Below are 23269 nucleotides of genomic sequence, written 5' to 3'. Positions count from 1 at the left end.
TAGAACACACCGACGTCAGTAACGAGAGGACTACCGCAATGGCGCGACCAATTTCCTTGTTCACCGGCCAATGGGCCGACCTTCCCCTAGAAGAAGTGGCTTCCCTCGCGGCCGGGTGGGGCTATGACGGCCTCGAGCTCGCGTGCTGGGGCGACCACCTCGATGTCTCTCGGTGGGACGACGCCGAGTACGTCAAGGGCCGCCTCGACCTCATGGCCAGCCACGGGCTGGCCATCGTGGCCATTTCCAATCACCTCACCGGTCAGGCCGTGTGCGACGATCCCATTGATCGCCGCCACGAAGAAATTTTGCCGCCTGCCGTGTGGGGCGACGGTGACCCCGAGGGCGTACGCCAGCGCGCGGCAGATGCGATGAAGGACACCGCGCGCATGGCCGCAAAACTGGGCGTGTCCACCGTAGTGGGCTTTTCCGGGTCCGCGATCTGGAAGACCGTCGCGATGTTCCCGCCCGTCCCCGCGGACATGGTGGAGGCTGGCTATCAGGACTTCGCGGACCGCTGGAACCCCATTCTCGATGTGTTCGAGGAGGTGGGTGTGCGCTTTGCCCTGGAGGTGCACCCCAGCGAGATTGCCTACGACTACTGGACGGCCAAGAAGACCCTCGAGGCGATCGGCCACCGCGAGTCCTTTGGCCTCAACTGGGATCCCAGTCACATGGTGTGGCAGGACATCGACCCGGTCGGATTCCTGTGGGATTTCCAGGACCGCATCTATCACGTGCATTGCAAGGACACCCGCCGCCGCCTTAACGGTCGCAACGGTCGTCTGAGCTCTCACCTGGCGTGGGCCGACCCGCGCCGTGGCTGGGACTTCATCTCCACCGGGCACGGCGACGTGCCCTGGGAGGACGCGTTCAGGATGCTCAACGCCATCGGCTATGAAGGCCCGCTGTCGGTGGAGTGGGAGGACGCGGGGATGGACCGCCTGGTGGGCGCACCCGAGGCCCTGCAGTTTGTGCGGCGGTACGCGTTCGACGCTCCCGACGCTGCCTTCGATGCGGCGTTCAGCACCAAGGACTAACGCGCGGCGTCGGCCCCGCTGGTGAGAGCGGGGCCGACGGCCCTGGGCCGATGCCTCCGCGGGTTCCGTACGCGGGCGTGGCCTGCGGCGGCGTCCACGAAGTACAGGCGCGGTGTCCGGGTGGGTGCCGCATGGCCCGTCTCTTCTCAGAAGGGGCGGGCCAGCTGCGTTCTGGGAGGGGCGGGCGTGCGCCACTTCTTGGCTAGAGCGCGGTGTCGCGAATGAGCGCCTCGACACTGTCGGCGGACAGCGCGTGCTGGATCGCCATGGAACATGCGCCGGCGACCGCGGCTTTGTCGCCGCCGCGCGACTTGACGATCTGGAGCGATCCGCTGGCGAGCGGGGTGGAGCGGGTGTAAATGACCTCCCGCGCGCCGGCCAGCAGGTGGTCACCCGCGTTCGCAATGGGACCGCCGAGCACAATGAGAGCGGGATTGATCAGGCTGACACAGGTTGTCAGGACCTGTCCGATGACCCTGCCGGCTTCGCGCACTGCTCGCACCGCTTCGATGTCGCCCTGCAACACTGCCGCGACCACATCCTGTGGGCTGTGGACGTCGAGCCCGGCCTCGCGCAACGTGGCGGCTATCGCAGGACCAGCCGCGACGGCTTCGAGGCAGCCCATCGAGCCGCACCTGCACACCACGTCGTCAGCGCCCGGCACAAAGACGTGGCCAATATCGCCTGCGATTCCTTGCGCGCCACGCTGGACACGTCCCCCGGAGTAGACCCCCGCGCCAATCCCCGTGGAGACCTTCACAAACAGCAGGTCCTCGATGTCTGGCCAGTGCTCGTTGCGCTCACCCATGGCCATCACGTTCACGTCGTTGTCGACCAGCGCGGGCACACCAAAGGCGTCACCGAGCATGCCGGGCACGTCGAAGCGATCCCACCCGGGCATGATCGGCGGGTCCACTGGCCGACCAGTCATGTGCTCGACTGGCCCAGGCAGGCCCACGCCGACCGCGCGGATGAACCCCGCGTCCGGCATGTCCTTCAGCAGGCGCTTGCCCTCATCGATCGCCCACCCCAGGACCTTGTCGGGGCCATCGGCGACCGGCATGGTCTCCCACGTGTCGCTGAGGAGCGTGCCGCGCATATCTGAGATGCCAATGTGAGCGTGCGTGGCGCCAATGTCCACGCCAAGGACCCCTTGGTGCGTGCCGTCGAACGAGAACTGCCGAGACGGGCGCCCGCCCGTGGAGGCCGCGTCCGCGACGGAACGGATGAGCTTGGCAGAAAGGAGGGCGTCCACTCGGGCGGCAACAGTAGAGCGCGCCAGCCCTGTGAGGGTGGCCAACTCTGAGCGCGTGCGGGGCCGGCCGTCTCGCAAAATCTGGAAGATCTCCGACTGCGCGGAGCCCGATAGGGTCTCTTGCCCGCGCGGATCAATCATCCTCCGATGTTATCCGACGCGACGCTCAGAATGGACGTTTTGGACACAGGTCGCATCAACTTTTGTTTGCCTGGCGTCAAAAGTGGCGGTCGTCGCCGTGATTGCTCTGAGGAGGCTGTTCGCTGCGCTTTGAGTTGCGCTGTGCCCGGCGAAGGGTGCGCTCGCGGTCTTTGCGTTCGCGCTCGCGGCGAATCTTTACTTGGTACGCCGCGCGCCGTGGCTGCGGGATGGTGAGGTGGAATACTGGGCCCGTGAGGCGTACCGCGAGTGTCACCACGACGGCGGCGATGACCACCCAGAACTCTTCGAGGTAGGGGTACAGCGCGGTGTAGGTGGCGGCGCCAGCGAGACCTGCCACCGCATTGGGCGGGCCCACATACATGATCGATGACGGCCTGCCTTGGAGCACATCAGCGATGATCACGCCGCCCACAGATGCGCAGGTGCCGATCAGCACCACGGCTACGGGCTGGAGCCCGGCGAGCACGGCGGCGTTTGCACCCACACACGCGAAGAGGCCAATGGCAAGGGTGTCGAGCGCCCACAGCACCTTTGCGAGTTTGCGCAAGTAGAACAGGGCGATGGCGCCAATGATGGTGGCGGCGGCAGCGGCCATGAGATAGCGCGGGTCGCGAAAGGCGGCGGGCGGGAGGTTGCCCAGCAGTACATCACGCACGAGTCCGCCGCCGAAGCCCAGCGCAGCGGCGAGCGTGAACACGCCGACCAGGTCCGTGTGCTCGTCTTCTCCAGCGCGAATCGTGCCCAGTAGCGCGCCAACGAAGACGGCGACCAAGTTGATCGCCAAGGGGACTCCGAGCACCTCAGGCATGTGCTCAGCCTAAGGTCAGGCGGGAGGTGAGGGCCGATGCCCGGCTCAGCGGGGCATCGGCCCTCACCTGGCTCAACCGAGCAACTTGGCCTTGGCCGCGGCGAACTCGGCGTCAGAGAGCACTCCGGCGGCCTTCATGTCCGCGAGCTTGCTCAGTTGTGCCATGAGGTCATCGCCTCCAGATGCGGCCGGCGCGGCTTGGACGGCAGGCGCCGCCTGCTGCGCCTGCATCTGCGCTAGCTGTGCCTCGTGCGCCTGCACCTGGGCCTGACGCTGCTGCTCGTCATACTGCGCCTGCTGGCGCGATTGCGCACGTCCTGCCTGGCGACGTGCCACGTTGCCAGACACCGCTGTCGCGGTGCCGGAGATCACGGCGGTGCGTGCCATCGTGCCCAGCAATCCGGGGCGTCCTACTCGACGGACCATGTCAGTTCTCCTCGCTTTCGAGCGCCTCGATCTCGTCGAGGACTTCTTGCACTACCGGGCCGGGCACGCGGATGGTGTCCACGAGTTCACCGCCGGCCGTGGTGATGGCGTCACGCAAGGGCTTGATCCAGGTGTGTTCGAAGACCAGCATGGCGGCGGCGCCACCTACCGGTAGCTCTGACGCGAGTTCCTCGACGTCCTCCTCTGACACCAGTCCATCGACTCGGTCCAACACGTCGGCGAGCTTGGATGCTTCCTCATCGTCATTGAGCTGGTCGAGTTCCAGATAGGTGAGGTCGTCCTCGCTGTCTCGACGGACAAACACACCGTCAATGACGGAAATGGTGCCGGCTTCCACCAGCGAGTTCAGTTCGGACACGATCGCCCCATTGAACTTGCCGGATTCAAAACCGATCACCACGATCTCGATGGGTCCCAAGGTCATGGGCCAGATCCTCTCGTCGGTGGATGCGGAGTCGTATGCGACCCCGTCACTTGGCAGGTTATTGCCAGGGTCGGACACCGGCAAGCGCTGCCGACGGCACTGGACCCGCCGGCCCCGCACTCGCTGCCGCGCACCGCGTCGGTTATGCGCGCTAGTCTGGCGACAATGCCCAGACCTGTGGTCCGGGTACCACCGAATCGGGTGGGGGTGCGCAACGTCGCCGCCCGTGGCCGATCCGCGAGCGCAGACGGAGGAACGGGCGTGGCTCAAGCACCTGCGGCGGTATCTCACAAGTTCACGACCAAGCAGTGGCTCCTGCTGATTGGGTGCGGCGTGGGCTTCGCCATCACGGGCGCGGACCCGGCGATCTTCTCCGCCAACATCGCTGACATCCGGGCAGACCTTTCGCTCAGCGGATCCCAGACGGCGTTCATTGCCTCGCTCGCCACGCTCATGCTGGCCGCGACCATTCTGGGCGCAGGGGTCCTGGGCGACATCCTTGGCAAGAAGAAGATGTTCATCGTCGGTGCGCTCATCACCGCGGCGGGCGAGGTGCTCGTGGCGCTCGCGCCGGACTTTGTGTTCTTGATGGTGGCGCGCACCGTCGTCGGCATTGGGTTCGCGTTCTTGCTCGGGCTGTCCCTCACCATCGTGAACTCGTCGTTCCCCCCTGAGCAGCGTCCCCGTGCGATCGGGATGTACCTCGCGGTGTCCTTCGCCGCGTGCGCGCCCATGCCCGCAATCGCCGGGCTCGTGTCAACGTGGCTGCACTGGCGCGCCGGGTTCTTGGTCTTCGCGCTCTTTGGCCTCGTGACTGCGCTCATCGCGTGGCGGTACTTTGACACCATCCCCAAGGCCGCTGGCCGCAAGTTCGATGTCCCTGGCATCGCGCTCGCGGCCGTGACGCTCGTGGGGATCGTCTACGGGATTTCGAAGCTTCAAGACGGCATTAACGCCGCGTCGCTGGTGCCATTGGGAATCGGCGTCGCGGGCATGGTGGCGTTCATCATGGTCGAAAAGCGGGTGGAGCAGCCCGCGCTGGACTTGCGGCTCTTTCAGCGCAAGCCGTTCAACGCGGGTGTCGTGGGCGGCGCCGTGTTCAACTTTTTCAACGGCGGGTTCACCCTGCTGGTGTCGTACTACCTCGTCGTCGTGGAGGGGCGCTCGGCGGCCATTGTGGGGCTGCTCTTTATCCCCGCGGCTATTTTGCAGGCCTTCGCCGCCAACTGGGCCGGGCGCTCCATCGTGGTGCGCGGCAACCGCAAGACCATGATGATCGGGCTGTCGGTGTTGGCCGCCACCGCGTTGATCTTTGCCTCGCTGGCCGCAGGGTCACCCATGTGGCTGGTCATTCTCGCGTTCGCCGCGCTGTCGGTGGGCAATGCGCTGTCGCAGACTCCCGAGGCAAACCTCATGATGAGCTTTGCCCCCCGCGAGCTCGGAGGTTCAATCGCGGGTGTGAAGTCCGGGCTCGGCCAGACCTTCTACTCACTTGGCCCAGTGGTGTTCACCCTCGTCGGCACGCTGTTTTTGCGAGGGCTTGCCTCGGACGACCTCGAAGCTGCCGGCTATACCTCGGAAGACGTGCGCCGGGCCATGGAGGCCTCTCAGGGCACGTCGACCTCGCCTTCTGCGGGCGGCGCGACGGTGCTTGACCCGGAGCAGGCCGCAGCCGTCACGGAGGCCATCCGGGAGCCCTTCGCCCAAGCCCTCCAGCTGACGAGCCTCGTGATGCTTGCTGTCCCCATCGTTGCCCTGGTCCTCGTCCACTGGCTGCTGCCCAAGCGACTCCCTGGAGTTGACGAAGCGGCGACGCCATCGCCGCCCGCTCCCGCTGGGCCGCACACCGAATCGGGGGAGCCAGCTGAGAAAGCGGCGCGCTCCCGGCGGGAGCCGTCGCTGCCCGGTGACGGCGCCTCGCCCGACCCCGCCGACCGTTAACCGAACGGTGCCCCGACACGTCGCCGCCCACCTCGCGGCAGGGCCGGTTGACGGCGCATTCGTGCCCGGTTTCACACGCGGGGGCCGAGTGTTGGGCGTCGTCCTCGTGCGGTGGTATCGTGGACTTGCTTCCCCCGGTCGGCATCAGGGCCCCGGCGGACAGCGATCCCTCGGCACTCAGGCGTTTGCGGACGATGGCGTACGCGCACACCCCGGCGCCTAATCAAGGGATTCTCGCACTCGATCAAGAGCCACCCTGGCTCGTGCGAGGGAAGGATCAGCGTGACCGACACGACAGCGGCCGCAGCGGATAACAGCGCGGCTCTCAGCGCCATGAAACTGCCGCAACTCCAGGCTCTAGCGTCCGAATTGGGCGTCTCGGGTGTGAAGAAGTTGCGCAAGGGCGACCTTATTCAAGCGATTCAGAACGGTGGTGTGGTGCCTGCGAAGGCAGCTCCTGCCACCACGGCCCCCGAGGCCAACCAGGGCGGCGACGCCTCCAAGCAGGGCGGCGACGCTTCTGAGGCGAAGGCGGACAAGCCTGCTCGCCGCAACACCCGCGCCAAGAGCGAGGGCGGCCCCGTGAAGAAGTCCGGCGGTGCTCAGCCAACCGCTGACAACGGCAAGGACGACGCCCAGGCACAGTCGGGTAACTCGCAGTCTGGCGCTGGTCAGGGCGAGGACCGTTCGGACCGCGCACGCCGCGCGGCCGAGGCGGTCCAGCTTGCCAGCACCGGCAACGAGCCCGGCAAGGATGCGGGCAAGAACGCCGACAACCAGGGCGGTCAGGACAAGGGCGGTCGCAACAGCAACGACCGCAATAACAACGACCGCGGCGAGCGCAACAACAACGAGCGCACCGGCAATAACGACCGCAACAACAACGACCGCGGTGGCAACAACCGTCAAGACGACGACGACGAGCGCGGCGGACGCCGCCGCCGTGGCCGTGGTCGCGGGCGTGGTCGCGGCCGCGACGAGCGTGGCAACGACAACAACCAGGGCGGCCGTCAGGACGAGGACGAGGTGCGCGAGGACGAGGAGCTCAGCCCCGTCGGCGGCATCGTCGACGTCCTCGACAACTACGCCTTCATTCGCACCACGGGCTACCTCGCTGGCAAGTCAGACGTGTACGTTTCGATGAACCAGATTCGCAAGTACGGCCTGCGCAAGGGTGACGCCGTCACCGGCGCCGTGCGCCCGCCCCGCCCGGGCGAGCGTGGCCAGCGTCAGAAGTTCAACGCGCTCGCCCGCGTCGACACGGTCAACGGCGTCTCGCCGGAGGAGGCGCGCCAGCGCAAGGAGTTCGGCGACCTCACCCCGCTGTACCCGCAGGAGCGTCTGCACCTCGAGACTGAGTCCCGGAACCTCACCAACCGTGTGATCGACATTGTCGCTCCGATCGGTAAGGGACAGCGCGGACTCATCGTGTCGCCGCCCAAGGCCGGTAAGACCTTGGTGATGCAGTCCATCGCCAACGCGATCAGCGCGAACAACCCCGAGGTCCACCTCATGGTGGTGCTGGTCGACGAGCGCCCCGAGGAGGTCACCGACTTCCAGCGTTCGGTGAAGGGTGAGGTCATTGCCTCGACCTTCGACCGCCCCGCAGGCGACCACACGCAGGTGGCGGAACTCGCCATCGAGCGTGCGAAGCGCCTTGTGGAACTCGGCCAGGACGTGGTCGTGCTGCTCGATGGCATTACCCGCCTGGGCCGCGCGTACAACCTCGCCGCCCCGGCCTCTGGCCGCATCCTCTCCGGTGGTGTTGACTCGGCCGCGCTGTACCCGCCCAAGAAGTTCTTCGGTGCTGCGCGCAACATCGAAAACGGCGGTTCGCTGACGATCCTCGCCACCGCGCTGGTCGACACAGGCTCCAAGATGGACGAGGTCATCTTCGAGGAGTTCAAGGGCACCGGCAACATGGAGTTGCGCCTGTCGCGCCAGCTTGCCGACCGCCGCATCTTCCCGGCGGTGGACGTCAACTCGTCCGGCACCCGCCGCGAGGAGATTCTCGTGACCTCCGAAGAACTCAAGGTCATGTGGAAGCTTCGCCGTGTGCTGTCCGCGCTGGAGCCTGTCGCCGCGACCGAGCTGCTGCTGGGCAAGCTCAAGGAGAATAAGACCAACGCCGAGTTCCTCATGCAGGTGGCCAAGACCACCCCGGGTGGGGACGACGCTTTGTCGAAGTAGTACTTCGCACCGCCAAGGCCCCGGACTGACCGCAAGGTTGGCCCGGGGCCTTGGCGTTTGTCTCACGCCCGCAACGTGGCGCCCTCGCCGCCCCGCCCGGCCCCCGCATCGTCCCGGCCCGGAGCGATTCAGCGCGCTGACAGTCACTCAGTGCCGAGGTCAGCGGCCTTTCGGCACTCAACGCCTGCCAGCGCGCTCGCGGAGAAGCGCGTGGAGGTGGCAGCGAGACTAAGGGAGGCGCGGGAGCGGGCCGATGCCGTGGGGACAGCGTGCGTAAAGACGGGTGCGCGGTTGGCATGAGGGGAGTAGCAGGCGGGCGCCGTACGTGGCACAATAGAGGGCTGGCCGTCCGGTTCACCGACCACGAAATCCGTGCGAGGACCCGGAGGCACCTCTAAGGGAGATCATGAAGAAGGACATCCACCCCGAGTACGTGGCCACCACTGTCACGTGCACCTGCGGCAACACGTTCGAGACCAACTCGACCGTCAAGGACGGCACCATCCACGTTGAGGTCTGCTCCGCTTGCCACCCGTTCTACACCGGCAAGCAGAAGATCATGGACACCGGTGGTCGCGTCGCGCGCTTCGAGAAGCGCTACGGCAACAAGAAGTAACGCCGGAAACACACGTACGACGACGTGGCCGAAGCCTTCGCAGCCGTCCAGCCATTGCTGGAGGAGTATTCCGACATTGAGCGTCAGCTCGCTGACCCTGCCGTGCACGCGGATGCCACGCGTTCGCGCACGCTGGGCCGTCGGTTCGCGGAGCTCGGTCGCGTCGTCGCCGCGCATCGTGAGTGGGCCGCTGCCCACGACGACCTCGAGGCGGCCCAGGAGATGGCTGAGGCAGATCCTGACTTCGCCGCTGAGGTCCCGGCGCTAGAAGAGGCCGCCCAGGAGGCGACCGAGACACTGCGCCGAATCTTGATTCCCCGTGACCCCGACGACTCTCGCGACGTGATCTTGGAGATTAAGTCCGGCGAGGGCGGCGAGGAGTCTGCGTTGTTTGCCGGCGACCTCCTCAAGATGTACCTCAAGTACGCGGAGTCCAAGGGCTGGAAGGCAGAGATCCTCGAGGCCACCGAGACTGACATGGGCGGCTACAAGGACATCTCTGTCGCCGTGAAGTACAAGGGCAACCCGGAGCCGGAAGACGGCGTCTGGGCGCACTTGAAGTACGAGGGCGGAGTGCACCGCGTGCAGCGCGTGCCCGCCACCGAGTCGCAGGGACGCATTCACACGTCCGCTGCGGGCGTCCTGGTCTACCCAGAGGCGGAGGAAGTCGAAGACGCGGAACTCGACATGAACGAGGTACGCGTCGACGTGTACCGCTCGTCTGGTCCTGGCGGCCAGTCCGTCAACACGACTGACTCGGCCGTGCGCCTCACCCACATCCCCACGGGAATCGTGGTGAGTTGCCAGAACGAGAAGAGCCAGCTCCAGAACAAGGAGTCGGCCATGCGTATTTTGCGAGCCCGCTTGCTCGCGGCCCAAAAGGAGGCCGCGGAGGCAGAGGCGCAGGACATGCGCAAGTCGCAGGTGCGCACCGTGGACCGTTCCGAGCGCATCCGCACCTACAACTTCCCCGAGAACCGCATCGCGGACCACCGCACGGGGTACAAGGCCTACAACCTGGACCACGTGCTGGCAGGAGACCTGCAGCCCGTCGTGCAGTCCGCGATCGATGCGGACGAGGCTGCGCGACTAGCCGCGCACGAGGACTGAGTGCCTACGTTTGGCGCGCGGTTGCGCGACATTACGCGGAGGTTGTCCGATGCCGGGGTACCGTCCCCGCAGGCCGATGCCGTGGCGCTGATGGCGCACACGTTCGGCTGGGAGACCAGCGACGTGCGGACGGCGGCGGCTCGCGACGACCACTGGCCCGTCGACAATCCTCTCGATCTCGATCGGCTCGAAGCACGGGTGGTGCGCCGCGAGTCTCGCGAACCCCTGCAGCACATCCTGGGCACGGCGTACTTTCGCAATCTCGCGCTTCAGGTGGGGTCGGGTGTCTTTGTACCGCGGCCGGAGACCGAGGGCGTCGCGCAGCACGCAATCAATGCGGCGCTGGCGTCCCCACGCGGGCGCGACGGCATGGTGCGGGTGACGGACCTGTGCGCGGGTTCAGGGGCCATTGGCTTGTCGATCGCAGCGGAGGTCCCGCACGCACAGGTGACGCTCGTCGAGGCGTCCGAGGCTGCAATGGTGTACCTGCGCCTCAACGCCAGGATGCTGAATGCCGATGCCAGGTCGCGCGTCACGATCCTCATGGCAGACGCCCGCCGCTGTCTGCACCTGTTCGAACGCTGCGCCGACGTCGTTGTGTCGAACCCGCCGTACATCCCGCCGGATGCCGTGCCCCGAGATCCAGAGGTACGCGACTTTGACCCCCCTGAGGCGCTGTACGGGCTGGGTGAGGACGGCCTTGACGTTCCGCGCGCGATCGTGGACGAGGCGGCGCGGTTACTGCGCGTGGGTGGCACCCTCGTGATGGAGCATGCGGACGTGCAGGGCGAGGCCCTGCGTGAATTTGCCGCAGGATCGCAGTTCTGGCGTGATCCGCGCACCGAGCAGGATCTGACAGGACGCGACCGTTGCCTCGTCGTGACGCGCGACGGCATCTGACAGACTGGGCAACGTGATGTACCCGTGCACTGACCCCTCTTCGTGGGGCCCTAGCCTCGACGCCGCGGTCGACGCGGTCAGCCGCGGCGCTGTGATCGTGCTGCCGACCGACACCGTGTATGGCGTGGGCGCCGATGCCTTCAACGCGAACGCGGTTGCCGCCGTCCTGGCAGCGAAGGGACGCGGCCGGCAAATGCCGCCGCCGGTCCTCATTCCGAACATTGGCACGGTTGCCGGCCTGGGAATGGACGTGCCGGCCGCCGCGACCGCGCTCATGGAGGCGTTGTGGCCGGGCGCTCTCACGGTCATCGTGCACGCTCAACCGTCGCTTGCGTGGGACCTCGGCGACACGCACGGGACCGTCGCTTTGCGCATGCCCGACCACCCGGCAGCGCTCGCTCTGTTGAAGCGCACGGGACCGCTGGCCGTCACCAGCGCGAACAGGACAGGAGAGCCCGCGGCGACCACGGCATCGGCCGCTCACGAGCAGCTGGGTGCCTCCGTCGCCGTCTATCTGGATGGCGGCGACAGCCCCCTGGGTCTGGCCTCGACCATCGTGGATGCCACCGACCCGGCTGGCCTGCGTGTGGTGCGTGACGGGGGAGTGCCCCGTGAACGCCTCATCGAGATTGCAGGCGCGGACGCCTTTGCCCAGGAGCCCGAGGAGTCCGACGGGTGAAGGTCTACCTCACCCTGCTGGTGATCGCGGCCCTGGTGACGTACGCCGCGACCCCGGCAATGAGGCACCTCGCGATCAAAGTAGGGGCGGTGACGGCCGTGCGCTCGCGCGACGTGCACCGCAAACCGACCGCTCGATTGGGCGGCATCGCGATCTTCTTGGGGCTGGCAGCAGGCGTGTCCATCGCTGCCAACATCCCATTCCTGGCGCCAGTGTTCGAGGCCAGCGGAAGCGCCTGGGGGGTGATCGCCGGCGCGGCCATGGTGTGTGCCCTGGGGATGGCGGACGACATCTGGGACCTGGACTGGATGGCGAAGCTCGCGGGGCAGATCTTGGCCGCCCTCGTCATGGCCTGGTCGGGGGTTCAGCTGGTCACGGTGCCCATCGCCGGCCTGACGATTGGCAGCTCCTACTTGTCCCTGGCCGCCACCGTCATCGTCGTCGTGGTCGCCATGAACGCGGTGAACTTTGTCGACGGACTCGACGGGTTGGCGGCAGGGCTCATCGCGATCGGTGGCGCCGCCTTCTTCACGTACACGTATGTGCTGGCGCGCGAGGCGTCCCCTGGCGACTACTCGTCGCTGGCTAGCCTCATCCTCGCCGTGCTCGTTGGCGCCTGCCTTGGCTTCCTCCCGCACAATCTGCATCCCGCGCGTATCTTCATGGGCGACTCGGGATCCATGGTCCTGGGGCTGACCATCGCGGGCGCCTCGATTATCGTGACGGGCCAAATCGACCCGTCGGCCGTGTCGCAGCGCGTCTCCGTACCCGCGTTCATCCCAATCGTGCTGCCGCTCATGGTGGTGGCCATCCCACTCCTCGATATGACGCTCGCGGTCATTCGACGCACGCTCAAGGGACAAAGTCCCTTCATGCCTGACGCCCACCACCTGCATCACGTCCTCCTGCGGGCAGGGCACTCTCACAGGTGGGCCGTGTCCGTGCTGTACCTCTGGACGGGACTGTTGTCGTTTGGCACGGTGTCGCTGGTCTTCCTCCCCCTCGAAGTCTCACTTGTCCTCGTGGGCGGTGGGCTCATCATTGTGTTGTTCTTCACGTTCTCGCCGGCCTGGCGGCGCCGATTCACGGGGTACTATCGTGCCGCCGGTCGCAGTGCCAAGCCGCTTCAGCGCCTGACCCCAGAGGGGCACGCGAGGGATGAGGACGACGTGCTTCCAGCATCGGCCCCCGGAACTGGACACCCAGCCCCAAGGAGCACCGAATGACTGAGGAATCCCGCACGTACCGACGCGCGATGCGCGTCACCGCGATCGGCATCGCGGCCCTCGCCGTGATCGCCATCCCCGTAGGCCTGGTCGTCGCCGGGGGAGCAGGGCTTCTCGCTGCGGAGGTGGGTGTCGCTATTGCCGCATTGGCTGGCCTCACCACTCAAGGAGCGATGGTCCTCGCCCACGCCAAGCCCGCGCACGTGATGGCGGGATACGTGGGCGGATCGTGGCTTCTCAAAATGCTGATCATCATCATCGCGCTCATTGTCTTGCAGGGCATTGAGGGCTTCCACAAGGGTCTGTTTGCAGGCTTCATGTTGGTCGGAGTGATCGGTACTCTCGCCATCGACTTCTGGGTTATTCGCAAAGCACGCATCCCGTACGTCGAAGGCGGTTCGAACTAGTCCCCCACATGCGTTAGGATTCCTACGCATCACGGTCCCCGGCGTGCTCGGCACCTCCCGCCCGCGCGTGCTACAACACCAGGAGAATCTCTGTGGCGAATCTAGCCCTGGGCGCGGCAACGACTGCCGCGGCCGAGCTCGCGGCCGAAGACAGTTCATCGAACGGTTTCTTTGGCTGGCTCTTCAGCTCCAACGGCTTCCACGCACCGACCGTGGACGAGTTCTTCCCGCCGGCGTTGCTGTTCGAAGGCACGATCTTCGAGCTCAACCGCATCATCCTGGCCCGCATCATTGCCGCGGCCATCCTCATCTTCCTGTTCTGGCTGGTCGCTCGTCGCGCCAAGGTCGTGCCAGGACGCGGCCAGGGCGTCGTCGAGATGCTGCTGGACTTTATCCGCGTCCAGATCGTCGAGCAGGTCATGGACAAGGAAACCGCCAAGCGGTTCCTGCCCTTCCTCACCACGTTGTTCCTCGCGATCTTCGCGTTCAACGTCACGGGCATCATTCCATTCATGAACATGCCTGGTACGGCCCTCATTGGCCTGCCGATCGTGATGGCCGTCTGGGTCTACATCCTGTACTTGGTCGTCGGCGTCAAGAAGCACGGTCTTGGTGGTTACCTCAAGACGTCGCTCTTCCCACCGGGCGTGCCCAAGGGCATCTACGTGCTGTTGACCCCCATCGAGTTTTTGCAGGTGTTCATCCTGCGTCCCGCGACGCTTGCGCTGCGACTGTGCGCCAACATGATCGCGGGCCACTTGCTGCTGGTGCTGTGCTTTGCAGCCACCCAGTACTTCTTCTTCGAGGCAGTTGGCGCCATGAAGGCGATGGGCACCGTGACATTTGTCGCGGGCTTCGCCTTCACCTTGTTTGAACTGTTCGTGTACGCACTGCAGTCCTACGTCTTCGTCATGCTGTCCGCCGTGTACATCAACATGGCAATCGAGGAAGAGCACTAAACCCCCACAGATGTGCGGCGCCGGAGGGCGTCGCTTCAACGGAAGGAAACAACAGTGGACGTCACCACTCTCGCGGAGGTCTCGGGCAACGTCGCGACCATCGGTTACGGCCTTGCGGCCACCGGTCCCGGCATCGGTCTGGGAATCCTGATCGGTAAGACCATCGAGGGCATGTCCCGTCAGCCCGAGGTTGCTGGCCAGCTGCGCGCCACCATGTTCATCGGTGTTGCGTTCGTCGAGGTTCTTGCGCTGCTCGGTCTGGTCACCGGCTTCCTCTTCACCTAAGCCATGAACATTGTCAGCCAGCTCGCCGTAGTGGCGGCGGAAGAGGGCGAGGCTAAGAACCCGCTCATTCCCGCCAACTACGACATCCTGTGGTCGACGGTCATCTTCGTGATCATCGTCGTCGTGTTCATGAAGTTCCTCCTGCCCAAGTTGCAGGCGGTTCTGGATGAGCGCGCCGAGAAGATCGAAGGCGGGATCAAGAAGGCTGAAGAGGCACAGGCGGAGGCTGCAGCGGCACTCGAGGAGTACACCGCTCAGCTCACCGAAGCCCGTGCCGAGGCAGCCCGCATCCGTGAGGACGCGCGCTCCGAAGCCAGCCAGATCGTCTCCGACAGCCACACACGCGCCTCCGACGACGCCAAGCGCATCGTCGAAACGGCACACAAGCAGGTCGAGGCCGAGCGTCAGCAGGCCGTCGTGTCGCTGCACTCCGAGGTTGGCGCACTTGCCGCCGAACTCGCGTCGCGCATCGTGGGTGAGTCACTCGCCGACGACGCACGTCAGCAGCGCATCATCGATAGCTTCCTCGACGACCTCGAGGCCCAGGTCAGCCAGCAGAAGGCGGAGGGATAGCGCCAATGCGCGGAACCAGTCAGGCCTCGCACGACGCAGTGTTGCGGGGATTCGACCCCGTCGCCACTGCTGCAGGCGAGGACGGGATCACGATCGCGGAGCACCTGTTCGTGGTGGTCGATGCGCTGGACGCATCGGGCTCGCTGCGCCGGGCGCTCACCGATCCTGCCCGTCCCGGTAAGGACAAGGCCTCACTGGTCACGCAGCTGTTCAGCTCGCTCGACCAGCGTGCCGTAGACGTCGTGTCGGCGTTTGCTGAGTCGCGTTGGTCGGATGAGCAGGACCTCGCGGAGTCCGTTGAGGACGCCGGCGAGTTGGCGCTGTTCGCCTACTCCGACAACGCAGGCACGCTACAGAACGTCGAAGACGAACTGTTCCGTGTCGAGCGTGTGCTGGAAGGCAACCGCGCGCTCCTCACGGCGATGGGCAACCGCTCAGCCACCAAGCAGCAGCGTCTGACGCTGCTCGAGGAGACGTTGGGTGGCAAGCTGCACCCGACGAGCTACGCGCTCCTTGAGCGCGTCGTGGGCGTGCCGCGCGGACGCCGCCTTGTGCCCGCCATCAAGCAGTTGCTCGTTCAGGCAGCGGAGCGTCGTGGGCGCACGGTCGCGTCCGTGACCGCCGCCTCCGAGCTGTCAGCTGCCCAGCGGGAGCGCCTTGCGTCCATTCTGGCCACGGCTTACGGCCGTTCGATCCAGATCAACGTCGCTGTGGACCCCGAGGTCCTGGGCGGCATCCGAGTTCAGGTCGGCTCTGAAGTGGTGGACGGCACCATCCTCAGCAAGCTCGACGACGCACGACGACGACTCGTCGGCTAGCACAGACGACCGCCGCAACCGCGGCAGTGACAGGAGAGAAACATGGCTGAGTTGACGATCAGTCCCGACGAGATCCGGGCTGCCCTCGACAACTATGTGAAGTCGTACGAGCCTTCCGGCGTCGTGCGCGAAGAGGTGGGTCGTGTGACCCTGGCCGCCGACGGTATTGCGAATGTCGAAGGCCTGCCCGGTTGCATGGCGAACGAGCTGCTGCGCTTTGAAGACGGCACCCTTGGCCTCGCACTGAACCTTGACGTTCGCGAGATCGGTGTCGTGGTGCTCGGTGAGTTCACCGGCATCGAAGAGGGCCAGGAAGTCCACCGCACCGGTGAGGTCCTGTCCGTCGCTGTGGGCGATGGCTACCTCGGCCGCGTGGTTGACCCGCTGGGTAACCCCATCGACGGCCTGGGTGAAATCGAGACCGACTCGCGCCGTGCGCTGGAGCTCCAGGCTCCTGGCGTCATGGCACGTAAGTCGGTGCACGAGCCGCTGCAGACTGGTCTGAAGTCGATCGACGCGATGATCCCGATCGGCCGTGGCCAGCGTCAGCTGATCATTGGTGACCGCCAGACCGGCAAGACCGCGATCGCGATCGACACCATCATCAACCAGAAGGAAAACTGGGAGTCCGGCGACCCCGAGAAGCAGGTCCGCTGCATCTACGTCGCCATCGGCCAGAAGGGCTCGACCATCGCTTCGGTGCGCGGCGCCCTCGAAGAGGCCGGCGCACTGGAGTACACGACCATCGTCGCTGCTCCCGCGTCGGACCCCGCCGGCTTCAAGTACCTTGCTCCCTACACCGGCTCGGCCATCGGCCAGCACTGGATGTACGACAGCAAGCACGTCCTCATCATCTTCGATGACCTGTCCAAGCAGGCCGAGGCGTACCGCGCCGTGTCCCTGCTGCTGCGTCGCCCGCCGGGCCGCGAGGCGTACCCCGGCGACGTCTTCTACTTGCACTCTCGCCTGCTCGAGCGTTGCGCCAAGCTGTCGGACGAGATGGGCGCTGGCTCGATGACGGGTCTGCCGGTCATCGAGACCAAGGCAAACGACGTCTCGGCGTACATCCCGACCAACGTGATTTCGATCACCGACGGCCAGATCTTCCTGCAGTCTGACCTCTTCAACGCCAACCAGCGTCCGGCGATTGACGTCGGTATCTCGGTGTCGCGCGTCGGTGGTTCGGCACAGGTGAAGGCCATGAAGAAGGTCTCCGGAACCCTGAAGATCGACCTGGCGCAGTACCGCTCGCTCGAGGCATTCGCGATGTTCGCATCTGACCTCGACGCCGCGTCGCGTCAGCAGCTCACCCGTGGTGCACGTCTGATGGAGCTGCTCAAGCAGCCTCAGTACACGCCGTACCCGGTCGAGGAGCAGGTCGTGTCCATCTGGGCCGGTACCAAGGGCAAGTTGGACAAGATCCCTGTGTCCGACGTGCTGCGCTTCGAGCGCGAGATGATCGACCACCTGCGCCGCGGTACCTCCGTCCTGACGGAGATTGCCGACAGCGGCAAGCTGTCGGACGAGGCCGAGGAGACCCTCCACAAGGAGATCGACGACTTCGTCTCGACCTTCCTCGAGACCGAGGGCACCGAGTTGTCCACGGACAGCTCGATTGAGGGCGGCGGTGAGGCTTCGGAAGAGCAGGAGCAGATCGTCGCGAAGAAGAAGAAGTAGGCACTGATGGGTGGACAGCAGCGCGTTTACCGGCAGCGGATCCGGTCAACGCAGTCGCTTAAGAAGATCTTCCGTGCGATGGAGCTTATTGCGGCTTCACGCATCGGTAAGGCTCGCGACCGCGTGACCGCCGCTGCACCGTACTCGCACGCCATCACACGTGCCATCAGTGCCGTCGCGACGCACTCCAAGGTCGACCACCCGTTGACCTCTGAGCGCACGGACTCGGACCGCGTGGCCGTGCTCGTCATTACCGCTGACCGCGGTATGGCGGGCGCCTACTCGGCGAACGTCTTGCGTGAGGCGGAGCGCATGTCCGAGCGCCTGAAGGGACGCGGCAAGACCGTGGTTCCCTTCGCGCTGGGACGCCGTGGCGTGGGCTACTTCAAGTTCCGCAAGCGCGAACTCGCTGGCGAGTGGACGGGCGAGTCTGACTCGCCCACGTTCGACACCGCGAAGGAAGTCGCGAACGCCCTGTACACGGCGTTCACGGCTCCCGTTGAGGACGGTGGCGTGTCCGAACTGCGGATCGTCTACACGCACTTCTCGTCGATGGTGTCGCAGGAACCTCGCGTCATCCGCCTCCTACCCCTTGAGGTCGTGGAGGGCGTCGCCGAGTCCGGTGAGGACGTGGAGCCGCTGTACGAGTTCGAGCCCGGTGCCGAGGAAGTCCTCGATGCCCTGCTCCCGCGTTACATCGAGTCCCGCATCCACGCCTGCATGCTGCAGGCCGCAGCGTCTGAGCTGGCCAACCGCCAGCGTGCGATGAACACGGCGGTCAGCAACGCCGAGGACATCATTCGTCAGTACACCCGGCTCGCCAACTCGGCGCGCCAGGCCGAGATCACCCAGGAAATCAGCGAGATTGTCTCGGGCGCCGACGCGCTCGCGGCCTCGTGACCGGAAGGCATATTCATGACTCCCACCGCTAAGACCGACGCCCCCGAGGCGCCGGCCAACAAGAACGACGAGCCGGTCTACGGTCGTGTCGCTCGCGTCATCGGCCCGGTCGTCGACATCGAGTTCCCCGCGGACGCGATTCCCGACGTTTACCACGCGCTGACGGTCGACATCGACCTGTCCGCGCAGGGCGAGGACGAGGGCGTCCTGCACATGACTCTCGAGGTTGCGCAGCACCTCGGTGACAACATGGTGCGCGCCGTGGCCCTGAAGCCCACTGATGGTCTGGTGCGTGGCGCACAGGTGCGCGACACCGGTGCTCCCATCTCCGTCCCCGTGGGTGACGTCACCAAGGGCCACGTGTTCAACGTGACCGGTGAAGTCCTCAACGCCAAGGAGGGTGAGACGGTCGAGGTCACCGAGACCTGGCCCATCCACCGCAAGCCCCCGGCCTTCGACCAGCTTGAGTCCAAGACTCAGATGTTCGAGACCGGCATCAAGTCGATCGACCTCCTCACGCCTTACGTGCAGGGTGGAAAGATCGGCCTGTTCGGCGGTGCTGGTGTGGGTAAGACGGTCCTCATCCAGGAGATGATCTACCGCGTGGCGAACAACCACGACGGTGTGTCGGTCTTCGCCGGTGTGGGCGAGCGTACCCGTGAGGGCAACGACCTCATCGAGGAAATGACCGAGTCTGGCGTCATCAAGCAGACCGCACTGGTGTTCGGTCAGATGGACGAGCCGCCGGGCACGCGTCTGCGGGTGGCGCTGTCTGCACTGACGATGGCGGAGTACTTCCGCGACGTTCAGAAGCAGGACGTGCTGCTGTTCATCGACAACATCTTCCGCTTTACGCAGGCCGGTTCGGAGGTGTCGACCCTGCTGGGCCGCATGCCTTCTGCCGTGGGCTACCAGCCCAACCTGGCGGACGAGATGGGTCAGCTCCAGGAGCGCATCACCTCGACCCGTGGCCACTCGATCACCTCGCTGCAGGCCATCTACGTGCCTGCGGATGACTACACCGACCCGGCCCCGGCGACGACGTTTGCTCACCTCGACGCGACCACCGAGTTGTCGCGTGAGATCGCCTCTCGCGGTCTGTACCCTGCGATCGACCCGCTGACCTCGACCTCGCGCATTCTGGACCCGCGCTACGTCGGTGCTCAGCACTACTCGGTGGCCTCGGACGTCAAGGCGATCCTGCAGCGCAACAAGGAACTCCAGGACATCATCGCGATTCTGGGTGTCGACGAGCTGTCCGAAGAGGACAAGATCATCGTGGCCCGCGCACGTAAGATCCAGCAGTTCCTGTCGCAGAACACCTACATGGCGACGCAGTTCACCGGTGTGGCTGGTTCGACTGTTCCGCTGACCGAGACCATCGAGGCTTTCGCCGGCATTGTGGACGGCAAGTACGACCACATCGCAGAGCAGGCGTTCTTCAACATTGGTGGTCTTGAGGACCTCGACAAGGCGTGGAACAAGATCCAGAAGGAGCTCGGCTAATCATGGCCGATGCTCTGACTGTCGACATCGTCGCCCCGGACCGCATTGTGTGGTCCGGGACGGCGAGCCGCGTGATTGCGCCGTCGATCGAGGGTGAGATCGGGATGCTCGCTAACCACGAGCCCATCCTGTCCATCCTCAAGGCCGGCACGGTCAAGGTGACGAGCGAGTCCGGCCGCGAGGAGTTCGCGGTCACGGGCGGGTTCGTGTCTTTCGACCACAACACCATCACCATCGTCGCGGACGCCGTCGTCACTGACGAGGACTGATCCGTGCGCGTTGTCATTGCGCGCTGTGCCGCTCGGTATTCCGGGCGGCTCAGCGCGCATTTGCCGTTAGCGACCAGGGCGATCATGCTCAAGGCCGACGGCTCGGTGCTGCTGCACTCCGATGGCGGATCGTACAAGCCGCTCAACTGGATGAGTCCGCCGTGCACCACTCGCGACGCTGAACCCACCGAGGCGCAGCTCGCCGCTGGCGTGGAGGCCGTGTGGACGGTGCAGCACGACAAGACCGACGACCGCCTTGAGATCGAACTGTACGAGGTGTTGTCGGACACGCAGCACGACTTGGGCGCCGATCCCGGCCTCATCAAGGACGGAGTTGAAGCGCACCTTCAGGAGTTGCTGGCTGAGCAGATCGCTCTCCTGGGCGAGGGACACACGTTGGTGCGCCGTGAGTACATGACGGCCATCGGTCCCGTCGACATTCTCGCGAAGTCGCCTGCGGGCACGTCTGTCGCGGTGGAGATCAAGCGTCGAGGTGAGATCGATGGCGTGGAGCAACTCACGCGGTACCTCGAACTGATGAACCGGGACCCGCTGCTGAGCCCTGTGGAGGGCGTCTTCGCGGCGCAGGAGATCAAACCGCAGGCGCGTGTGCTTGCCCAGGATCGCGGCATTCGCTGTGTGGTGTTGGACTACGACGCCATGCGTGGCGCCGATGACCCGAGCACCCGCCTGTTCTAGGCCAGCTCGCACGAGCGCCCTGCACCGGGCGAATCCGTGCAGGCCACTTGCGAAATACGACGCCGCGCCCGCGCGGCACAGCAGGGTGCGGCATCGGCCCACTGCTCGCCCATGCCGCACCCCACTGTCGCTACAAGACCGCGGCGCGCCTTAACGGTGTCACCGTTGCGATGCTCTCGTCGAGCATCTCGCGTAGGAGTTCCTTTGCACGCGCGTAGCGACTGCGCACGGTGGAGGGAGAGACCTGCTCGAGCTGGGCGATCTCGGCGAGCGAGAAGCCTTCCCAGTGGACCAGACGGATCACCTCGGCGAGTTGTGCCGGGAGCGCGTCAATGCATTCGCGGGTGGTGAGGCCCGTGTCTGCGGGCGCCGAGACGTTCGCTCGCTCGAACGAGATGGCCCGAAGCCGGTCCGCGAGGTTGGCGCGGCGAACCTCGCCACGTCGAGCGTTCGCAAGCGCACCCTTGGCGATGCCGAAGAGCCACATGCGTGCCTGTTCGGGGTCGGCCGGGAGGTCCGCTGCGCGGCGCCACGCGACAGTCATCACCTCGGACAGCACGTCGGGCGCGTCGTGCACGCCTAGCCGGCGCTCCAAATATGCGAGAAGGTCCGCAGAGTTGGCGTCAAGCGCTCGCACCACCTCCGTCATGACTGGGCCCCCGGCTCCATCCACTCTGGGTAGTCGGCGCCTGGGCACGCAATGTCACCGTCGTAGGACCAGATGGCGTCAGGGAACCCCCGCAGCGCGAGCTGCTCAGACACGGCGAGCACCGCCGCCCACTCGACCGCGCTTTGGTAGGCAGCGTCTGCGCTCCAGTAGGGCGTCCCCTCCTTCACCTCCACCTCGGTCCCGTCTTCAAGCGTCAGGGTGTGTCCACCGGCTTCGAGTTCGGCCGCGGCTGCCTCGATGTCCCACGTATCGGGGAAGGCGGGGTCAGTGAGAACCTCCCGCAGGGCCGCCGCGACCTCGGGGCTGCCTTCAACGTCGCCCAAAGGCCCGGAACACACGGCGCCGCTCGGGAGGGTGTAGTCGACCGTCGTGACCGGATCAGACATGAACGGCAGGGACACAGCTCCTGATGCCACCGCGGCGCCGCCGATTCCCAGCAGTGCGACGCCAACGACGCTGCCGATGACGAGGGGCCTGCGGCGTCGCAGCACGGAAACGTTGGAGGGTTCGGTGTCCCTGGCCATTTCCGCGAGTGCGGCGCTGCGCTCGGCGCTATTAGCGCTGGTGAGAGGCGAACTGGCGTCGAGCTGAGTGTCGAGGAACGAGTCCTCGCGCATGTCGGACATGATGTTTCCCTTCGTTGGGTGGTCATCAGGTACATGTCCGGATGTGCCCCCAGCGACGACGCTAGCGGGAAAAAGCCCCACGAGCGTGTCGTGGACACCTCAGTGCGCCGCCGGTGCTGGCGGCGACGCTGGCGACGTTGCGGCCGGTGGTCTATCGGTGCGGCGGCATCGGCAGCCAGTCGAGCAGCCGCGGGATGTGCGTGTCCCAAGCCTCCCAATCGTGGGCGCCGGGTGACTCCGAGTAGTCCAGGGCGAGGCCCGAGTGAGCGCACGCGTCGCGGAAGGCGCGGCTCTCCTCGAGCAGGAAGTCTTCGGTACCGCACCAGGCCCACAACGATGGCGCGGTGGCCGGGTCCGCGCGCATGGCGAGGTGCACGGCGTCCTCGTCGTGATCGCGTGCCCGCTGAGGCGAGCCGAAGGTGCGCCGCCACTCATCGGGGTGCATGTTGGGCTGGGCCGCGACGTTGAGGCCGCCGGACAGGCTTGCGGCCGCGGCGAAGCGGTCTGGTCTGCGAAGCGCGATTTTCATTGCGCCGTAGCCGCCCATCGACAGTCCCGCGACAAAGGTGCGGGAACGGTCGGGGGAGAGGCCGAACATTGATTGCATGGTCGCGGGTACCTCGTCCGCGATGTGATCGAAGTAGCGCAGGCCGTCCGCCTGATTCGCGTAGTACGAGCGGTGTCCGGCTGGCATGACGACTGCCAGGGGACGGTGCGCGACGTACCGCTCGAGCGACGTGAATCGCGTCCAGCTGGCGTCATCTTGGGACAGGCCGTGCAGGAGGTACAGGGTCGCCAGGGGAGCGCGCACGGGAGAGCCCGCGACCCCGGCCTCGTGCGTGTCCTGCGGAAGGATCACGGTCGCCGTCGTGGACAGCCCCAGAACCTTCGAGTAGTACCGGCATGTGATCAGCGCCATTGCGACCTCCTTGGGGCAATGGTGCCAGGTGGGTGCCATTGAGGGAAGCGCTTTCCCTGGGCCGGTCGCGCGCACTGTGATGGGCCGATGTCGGGGCCGATGTCCACGTCCGACGCTGGGGCCTGGGCCTCGGCCTCGGCCTGGGCCTGGGTCCGGGGGTGAG

The 23269-nt window shown here is 65.9% G+C and carries 25 protein-coding genes; 18 read left to right on the top strand and 7 right to left on the bottom strand.

Translation table 11 applies throughout. The annotated features are described in order from the left end of the window. Nucleotides 1–38 precede the first annotated feature (38 nt). The gene (locus AOP75_RS11625) at nt 39–1040 is read left to right on the top strand and encodes a sugar phosphate isomerase/epimerase family protein (protein WP_062079250.1); all 1002 of its coding nucleotides are present in this window, start codon (nt 39–41) and stop codon (nt 1038–1040) included. 202 nt (nt 1041–1242) lie between these two features. Here the strand turns inward: AOP75_RS11625 and AOP75_RS11620 are convergent, their stop codons facing one another. The 4 genes from AOP75_RS11620 to AOP75_RS11605 all read right to left on the bottom strand — a co-directional run bounded on the left by AOP75_RS11620 (nt 1243) and on the right by AOP75_RS11605 (nt 4136). After that, nucleotides 1243–2436, bottom strand: coding sequence for an ROK family transcriptional regulator (locus AOP75_RS11620; protein WP_062079249.1), 1194 nt, complete (start codon nt 2434–2436; stop codon nt 1243–1245). 76 nt (nt 2437–2512) lie between these two features. Further along, nucleotides 2513–3265, bottom strand: coding sequence for a trimeric intracellular cation channel family protein (locus tag AOP75_RS11615; protein WP_062079248.1), 753 nt, complete (start codon nt 3263–3265; stop codon nt 2513–2515). Between the two features lie 72 nt (nt 3266–3337). Then, nucleotides 3338–3691, bottom strand: coding sequence for an SHOCT domain-containing protein (locus AOP75_RS11610; RefSeq protein WP_062079247.1), 354 nt, complete (start codon nt 3689–3691; stop codon nt 3338–3340). Nucleotide 3692: 1 nt separating this feature from the next. Next, a complete protein-coding gene (locus tag AOP75_RS11605; RefSeq protein ID WP_062079246.1) occupies nt 3693–4136 on the bottom strand; it encodes a DUF6325 family protein in 444 nt (147 codons plus the stop codon). 261 nt (nt 4137–4397) lie between these two features. Here AOP75_RS11605 and AOP75_RS11600 point away from each other — a divergent pair, with 261 nt between their 5' ends. The 17 genes from AOP75_RS11600 to nucS all read left to right on the top strand — a co-directional run bounded on the left by AOP75_RS11600 (nt 4398) and on the right by nucS (nt 20891). Continuing rightward, nucleotides 4398–6077 (top strand): MFS transporter, encoded by a 1680-nt coding sequence (locus AOP75_RS11600; protein WP_062079245.1) that lies wholly within the window; start codon nt 4398–4400, stop codon nt 6075–6077. Between the two features lie 282 nt (nt 6078–6359). Beyond that, nucleotides 6360–8267 carry a transcription termination factor Rho gene (gene rho, locus AOP75_RS11595; protein WP_083966948.1) on the top strand — a complete coding sequence of 636 codons (1908 nt, stop codon included), beginning with the start codon at nt 6360–6362 and terminating at the stop codon, nt 8265–8267. A 406-nt stretch (nt 8268–8673) separates the two neighbouring features. Further along, nucleotides 8674–8883, top strand: a complete 210-nt coding sequence (rpmE, locus tag AOP75_RS11590) for a 50S ribosomal protein L31 (protein ID WP_062079244.1) — start codon at nt 8674–8676, stop codon at nt 8881–8883. A 24-nt stretch (nt 8884–8907) separates the two neighbouring features. Then, complete coding sequence (prfA, locus tag AOP75_RS11585) at nt 8908–9993, top strand: peptide chain release factor 1 (RefSeq protein ID WP_062079243.1); 1086 nt, start codon at nt 8908–8910, stop codon at nt 9991–9993. Next, complete coding sequence (prmC, locus tag AOP75_RS11580; RefSeq protein WP_062079242.1) at nt 9994–10893, top strand: peptide chain release factor N(5)-glutamine methyltransferase; 900 nt, start codon at nt 9994–9996, stop codon at nt 10891–10893. A gap of 16 nt (nt 10894–10909) precedes the next feature. Then, nucleotides 10910–11572, top strand: a complete 663-nt coding sequence (locus tag AOP75_RS11575; protein ID WP_062079241.1) for an L-threonylcarbamoyladenylate synthase — start codon at nt 10910–10912, stop codon at nt 11570–11572. Next, nucleotides 11569–12798 (top strand): MraY family glycosyltransferase, encoded by a 1230-nt coding sequence (locus AOP75_RS11570; protein ID WP_083966947.1) that lies wholly within the window; start codon nt 11569–11571, stop codon nt 12796–12798. The genes AOP75_RS11575 and AOP75_RS11570 overlap by 4 nt, the downstream gene beginning before the upstream one ends. Next, a complete protein-coding gene (locus AOP75_RS11565) occupies nt 12795–13205 on the top strand; it encodes a Cg1360 family ATP-synthase-associated protein (RefSeq protein ID WP_062079240.1) in 411 nt (136 codons plus the stop codon). Before AOP75_RS11570 ends, AOP75_RS11565 begins: the two co-directional genes overlap by 4 nt. A gap of 92 nt (nt 13206–13297) precedes the next feature. Then, a complete protein-coding gene (atpB, locus tag AOP75_RS11560; protein ID WP_236683166.1) occupies nt 13298–14164 on the top strand; it encodes a F0F1 ATP synthase subunit A in 867 nt (288 codons plus the stop codon). Nucleotides 14165–14218: 54 nt separating this feature from the next. Next, a complete protein-coding gene (gene atpE / locus AOP75_RS11555; RefSeq protein WP_061961789.1) occupies nt 14219–14449 on the top strand; it encodes an ATP synthase F0 subunit C in 231 nt (76 codons plus the stop codon). 3 nt (nt 14450–14452) lie between these two features. Then, the gene (locus tag AOP75_RS11550; RefSeq protein ID WP_062079239.1) at nt 14453–15022 is read left to right on the top strand and encodes a F0F1 ATP synthase subunit B; all 570 of its coding nucleotides are present in this window, start codon (nt 14453–14455) and stop codon (nt 15020–15022) included. Between the two features lie 5 nt (nt 15023–15027). Beyond that, the gene (locus tag AOP75_RS11545) at nt 15028–15840 is read left to right on the top strand and encodes a F0F1 ATP synthase subunit delta (RefSeq protein WP_062079238.1); all 813 of its coding nucleotides are present in this window, start codon (nt 15028–15030) and stop codon (nt 15838–15840) included. A gap of 42 nt (nt 15841–15882) precedes the next feature. Continuing rightward, complete coding sequence (atpA, locus tag AOP75_RS11540; protein WP_062079237.1) at nt 15883–17517, top strand: F0F1 ATP synthase subunit alpha; 1635 nt, start codon at nt 15883–15885, stop codon at nt 17515–17517. A 6-nt stretch (nt 17518–17523) separates the two neighbouring features. Then, complete coding sequence (locus tag AOP75_RS11535; RefSeq protein ID WP_062079236.1) at nt 17524–18417, top strand: F0F1 ATP synthase subunit gamma; 894 nt, start codon at nt 17524–17526, stop codon at nt 18415–18417. A 15-nt stretch (nt 18418–18432) separates the two neighbouring features. Continuing rightward, a complete protein-coding gene (atpD, locus tag AOP75_RS11530; protein WP_062079235.1) occupies nt 18433–19923 on the top strand; it encodes a F0F1 ATP synthase subunit beta in 1491 nt (496 codons plus the stop codon). Between the two features lie 2 nt (nt 19924–19925). Then, complete coding sequence (locus AOP75_RS11525; protein ID WP_062079234.1) at nt 19926–20192, top strand: F0F1 ATP synthase subunit epsilon; 267 nt, start codon at nt 19926–19928, stop codon at nt 20190–20192. A 3-nt stretch (nt 20193–20195) separates the two neighbouring features. Beyond that, nucleotides 20196–20891: an endonuclease NucS gene (nucS, locus tag AOP75_RS11520; protein WP_062079233.1), complete on the top strand. Its 696-nt coding sequence runs from the start codon at nt 20196–20198 to the stop codon at nt 20889–20891. A 130-nt stretch (nt 20892–21021) separates the two neighbouring features. Here the strand turns inward: nucS and AOP75_RS11515 are convergent, their stop codons facing one another. From AOP75_RS11515 to AOP75_RS11505, 3 genes are all read right to left on the bottom strand, one after another. Then, nucleotides 21022–21540, bottom strand: a complete 519-nt coding sequence (locus AOP75_RS11515) for an RNA polymerase sigma factor (protein ID WP_062079232.1) — start codon at nt 21538–21540, stop codon at nt 21022–21024. Next, nucleotides 21537–22187, bottom strand: a complete 651-nt coding sequence (locus AOP75_RS11510) for a hypothetical protein (RefSeq protein WP_062079231.1) — start codon at nt 22185–22187, stop codon at nt 21537–21539. The genes AOP75_RS11515 and AOP75_RS11510 overlap by 4 nt, the downstream gene beginning before the upstream one ends. Nucleotides 22188–22338: 151 nt before the next feature. Continuing rightward, complete coding sequence (locus AOP75_RS11505) at nt 22339–23106, bottom strand: alpha/beta hydrolase (protein WP_062079230.1); 768 nt, start codon at nt 23104–23106, stop codon at nt 22339–22341. Nucleotides 23107–23269 lie beyond the last annotated feature (163 nt).

This window comes from Demequina globuliformis, from assembly GCF_000975155.1.
GTDB lineage: Bacteria > Actinomycetota > Actinomycetes > Actinomycetales > Demequinaceae > Demequina > Demequina globuliformis.
Note: the sequence above shows the minus strand (reverse complement) of the source record. Positions and strands in the feature narration are given on the sequence as shown.

Coding starts and splice junctions, on each gene's coding strand:
- AOP75_RS11625 (WP_062079250.1), top strand. CDS start 39: ATGGCGCGACCAATTTCCTTGTTCACCGGCCAATGGGCCGACCTTCCC.
- AOP75_RS11545 (WP_062079238.1), top strand. CDS start 15,028: ATGCGCGGAACCAGTCAGGCCTCGCACGACGCAGTGTTGCGGGGATTC.
- AOP75_RS11515 (WP_062079232.1), bottom strand. CDS start 21,540: ATGACGGAGGTGGTGCGAGCGCTTGACGCCAACTCTGCGGACCTTCTC.
- AOP75_RS11615 (WP_062079248.1), bottom strand. CDS start 3,265: ATGCCTGAGGTGCTCGGAGTCCCCTTGGCGATCAACTTGGTCGCCGTC.
- AOP75_RS11535 (WP_062079236.1), top strand. CDS start 17,524: ATGGGTGGACAGCAGCGCGTTTACCGGCAGCGGATCCGGTCAACGCAG.
- AOP75_RS11610 (WP_062079247.1), bottom strand. CDS start 3,691: ATGGTCCGTCGAGTAGGACGCCCCGGATTGCTGGGCACGATGGCACGC.
- AOP75_RS11620 (WP_062079249.1), bottom strand. CDS start 2,436: ATGATTGATCCGCGCGGGCAAGAGACCCTATCGGGCTCCGCGCAGTCG.
- atpD (WP_062079235.1), top strand. CDS start 18,433: ATGACTCCCACCGCTAAGACCGACGCCCCCGAGGCGCCGGCCAACAAG.
- rpmE (WP_062079244.1), top strand. CDS start 8,674: ATGAAGAAGGACATCCACCCCGAGTACGTGGCCACCACTGTCACGTGC.
- AOP75_RS11525 (WP_062079234.1), top strand. CDS start 19,926: ATGGCCGATGCTCTGACTGTCGACATCGTCGCCCCGGACCGCATTGTG.
- AOP75_RS11575 (WP_062079241.1), top strand. CDS start 10,910: ATGTACCCGTGCACTGACCCCTCTTCGTGGGGCCCTAGCCTCGACGCC.
- AOP75_RS11510 (WP_062079231.1), bottom strand. CDS start 22,187: ATGTCCGACATGCGCGAGGACTCGTTCCTCGACACTCAGCTCGACGCC.
- AOP75_RS11505 (WP_062079230.1), bottom strand. CDS start 23,106: ATGGCGCTGATCACATGCCGGTACTACTCGAAGGTTCTGGGGCTGTCC.
- atpA (WP_062079237.1), top strand. CDS start 15,883: ATGGCTGAGTTGACGATCAGTCCCGACGAGATCCGGGCTGCCCTCGAC.
- AOP75_RS11605 (WP_062079246.1), bottom strand. CDS start 4,136: ATGACCTTGGGACCCATCGAGATCGTGGTGATCGGTTTTGAATCCGGC.
- AOP75_RS11565 (WP_062079240.1), top strand. CDS start 12,795: ATGACTGAGGAATCCCGCACGTACCGACGCGCGATGCGCGTCACCGCG.
- AOP75_RS11550 (WP_062079239.1), top strand. CDS start 14,453: ATGAACATTGTCAGCCAGCTCGCCGTAGTGGCGGCGGAAGAGGGCGAG.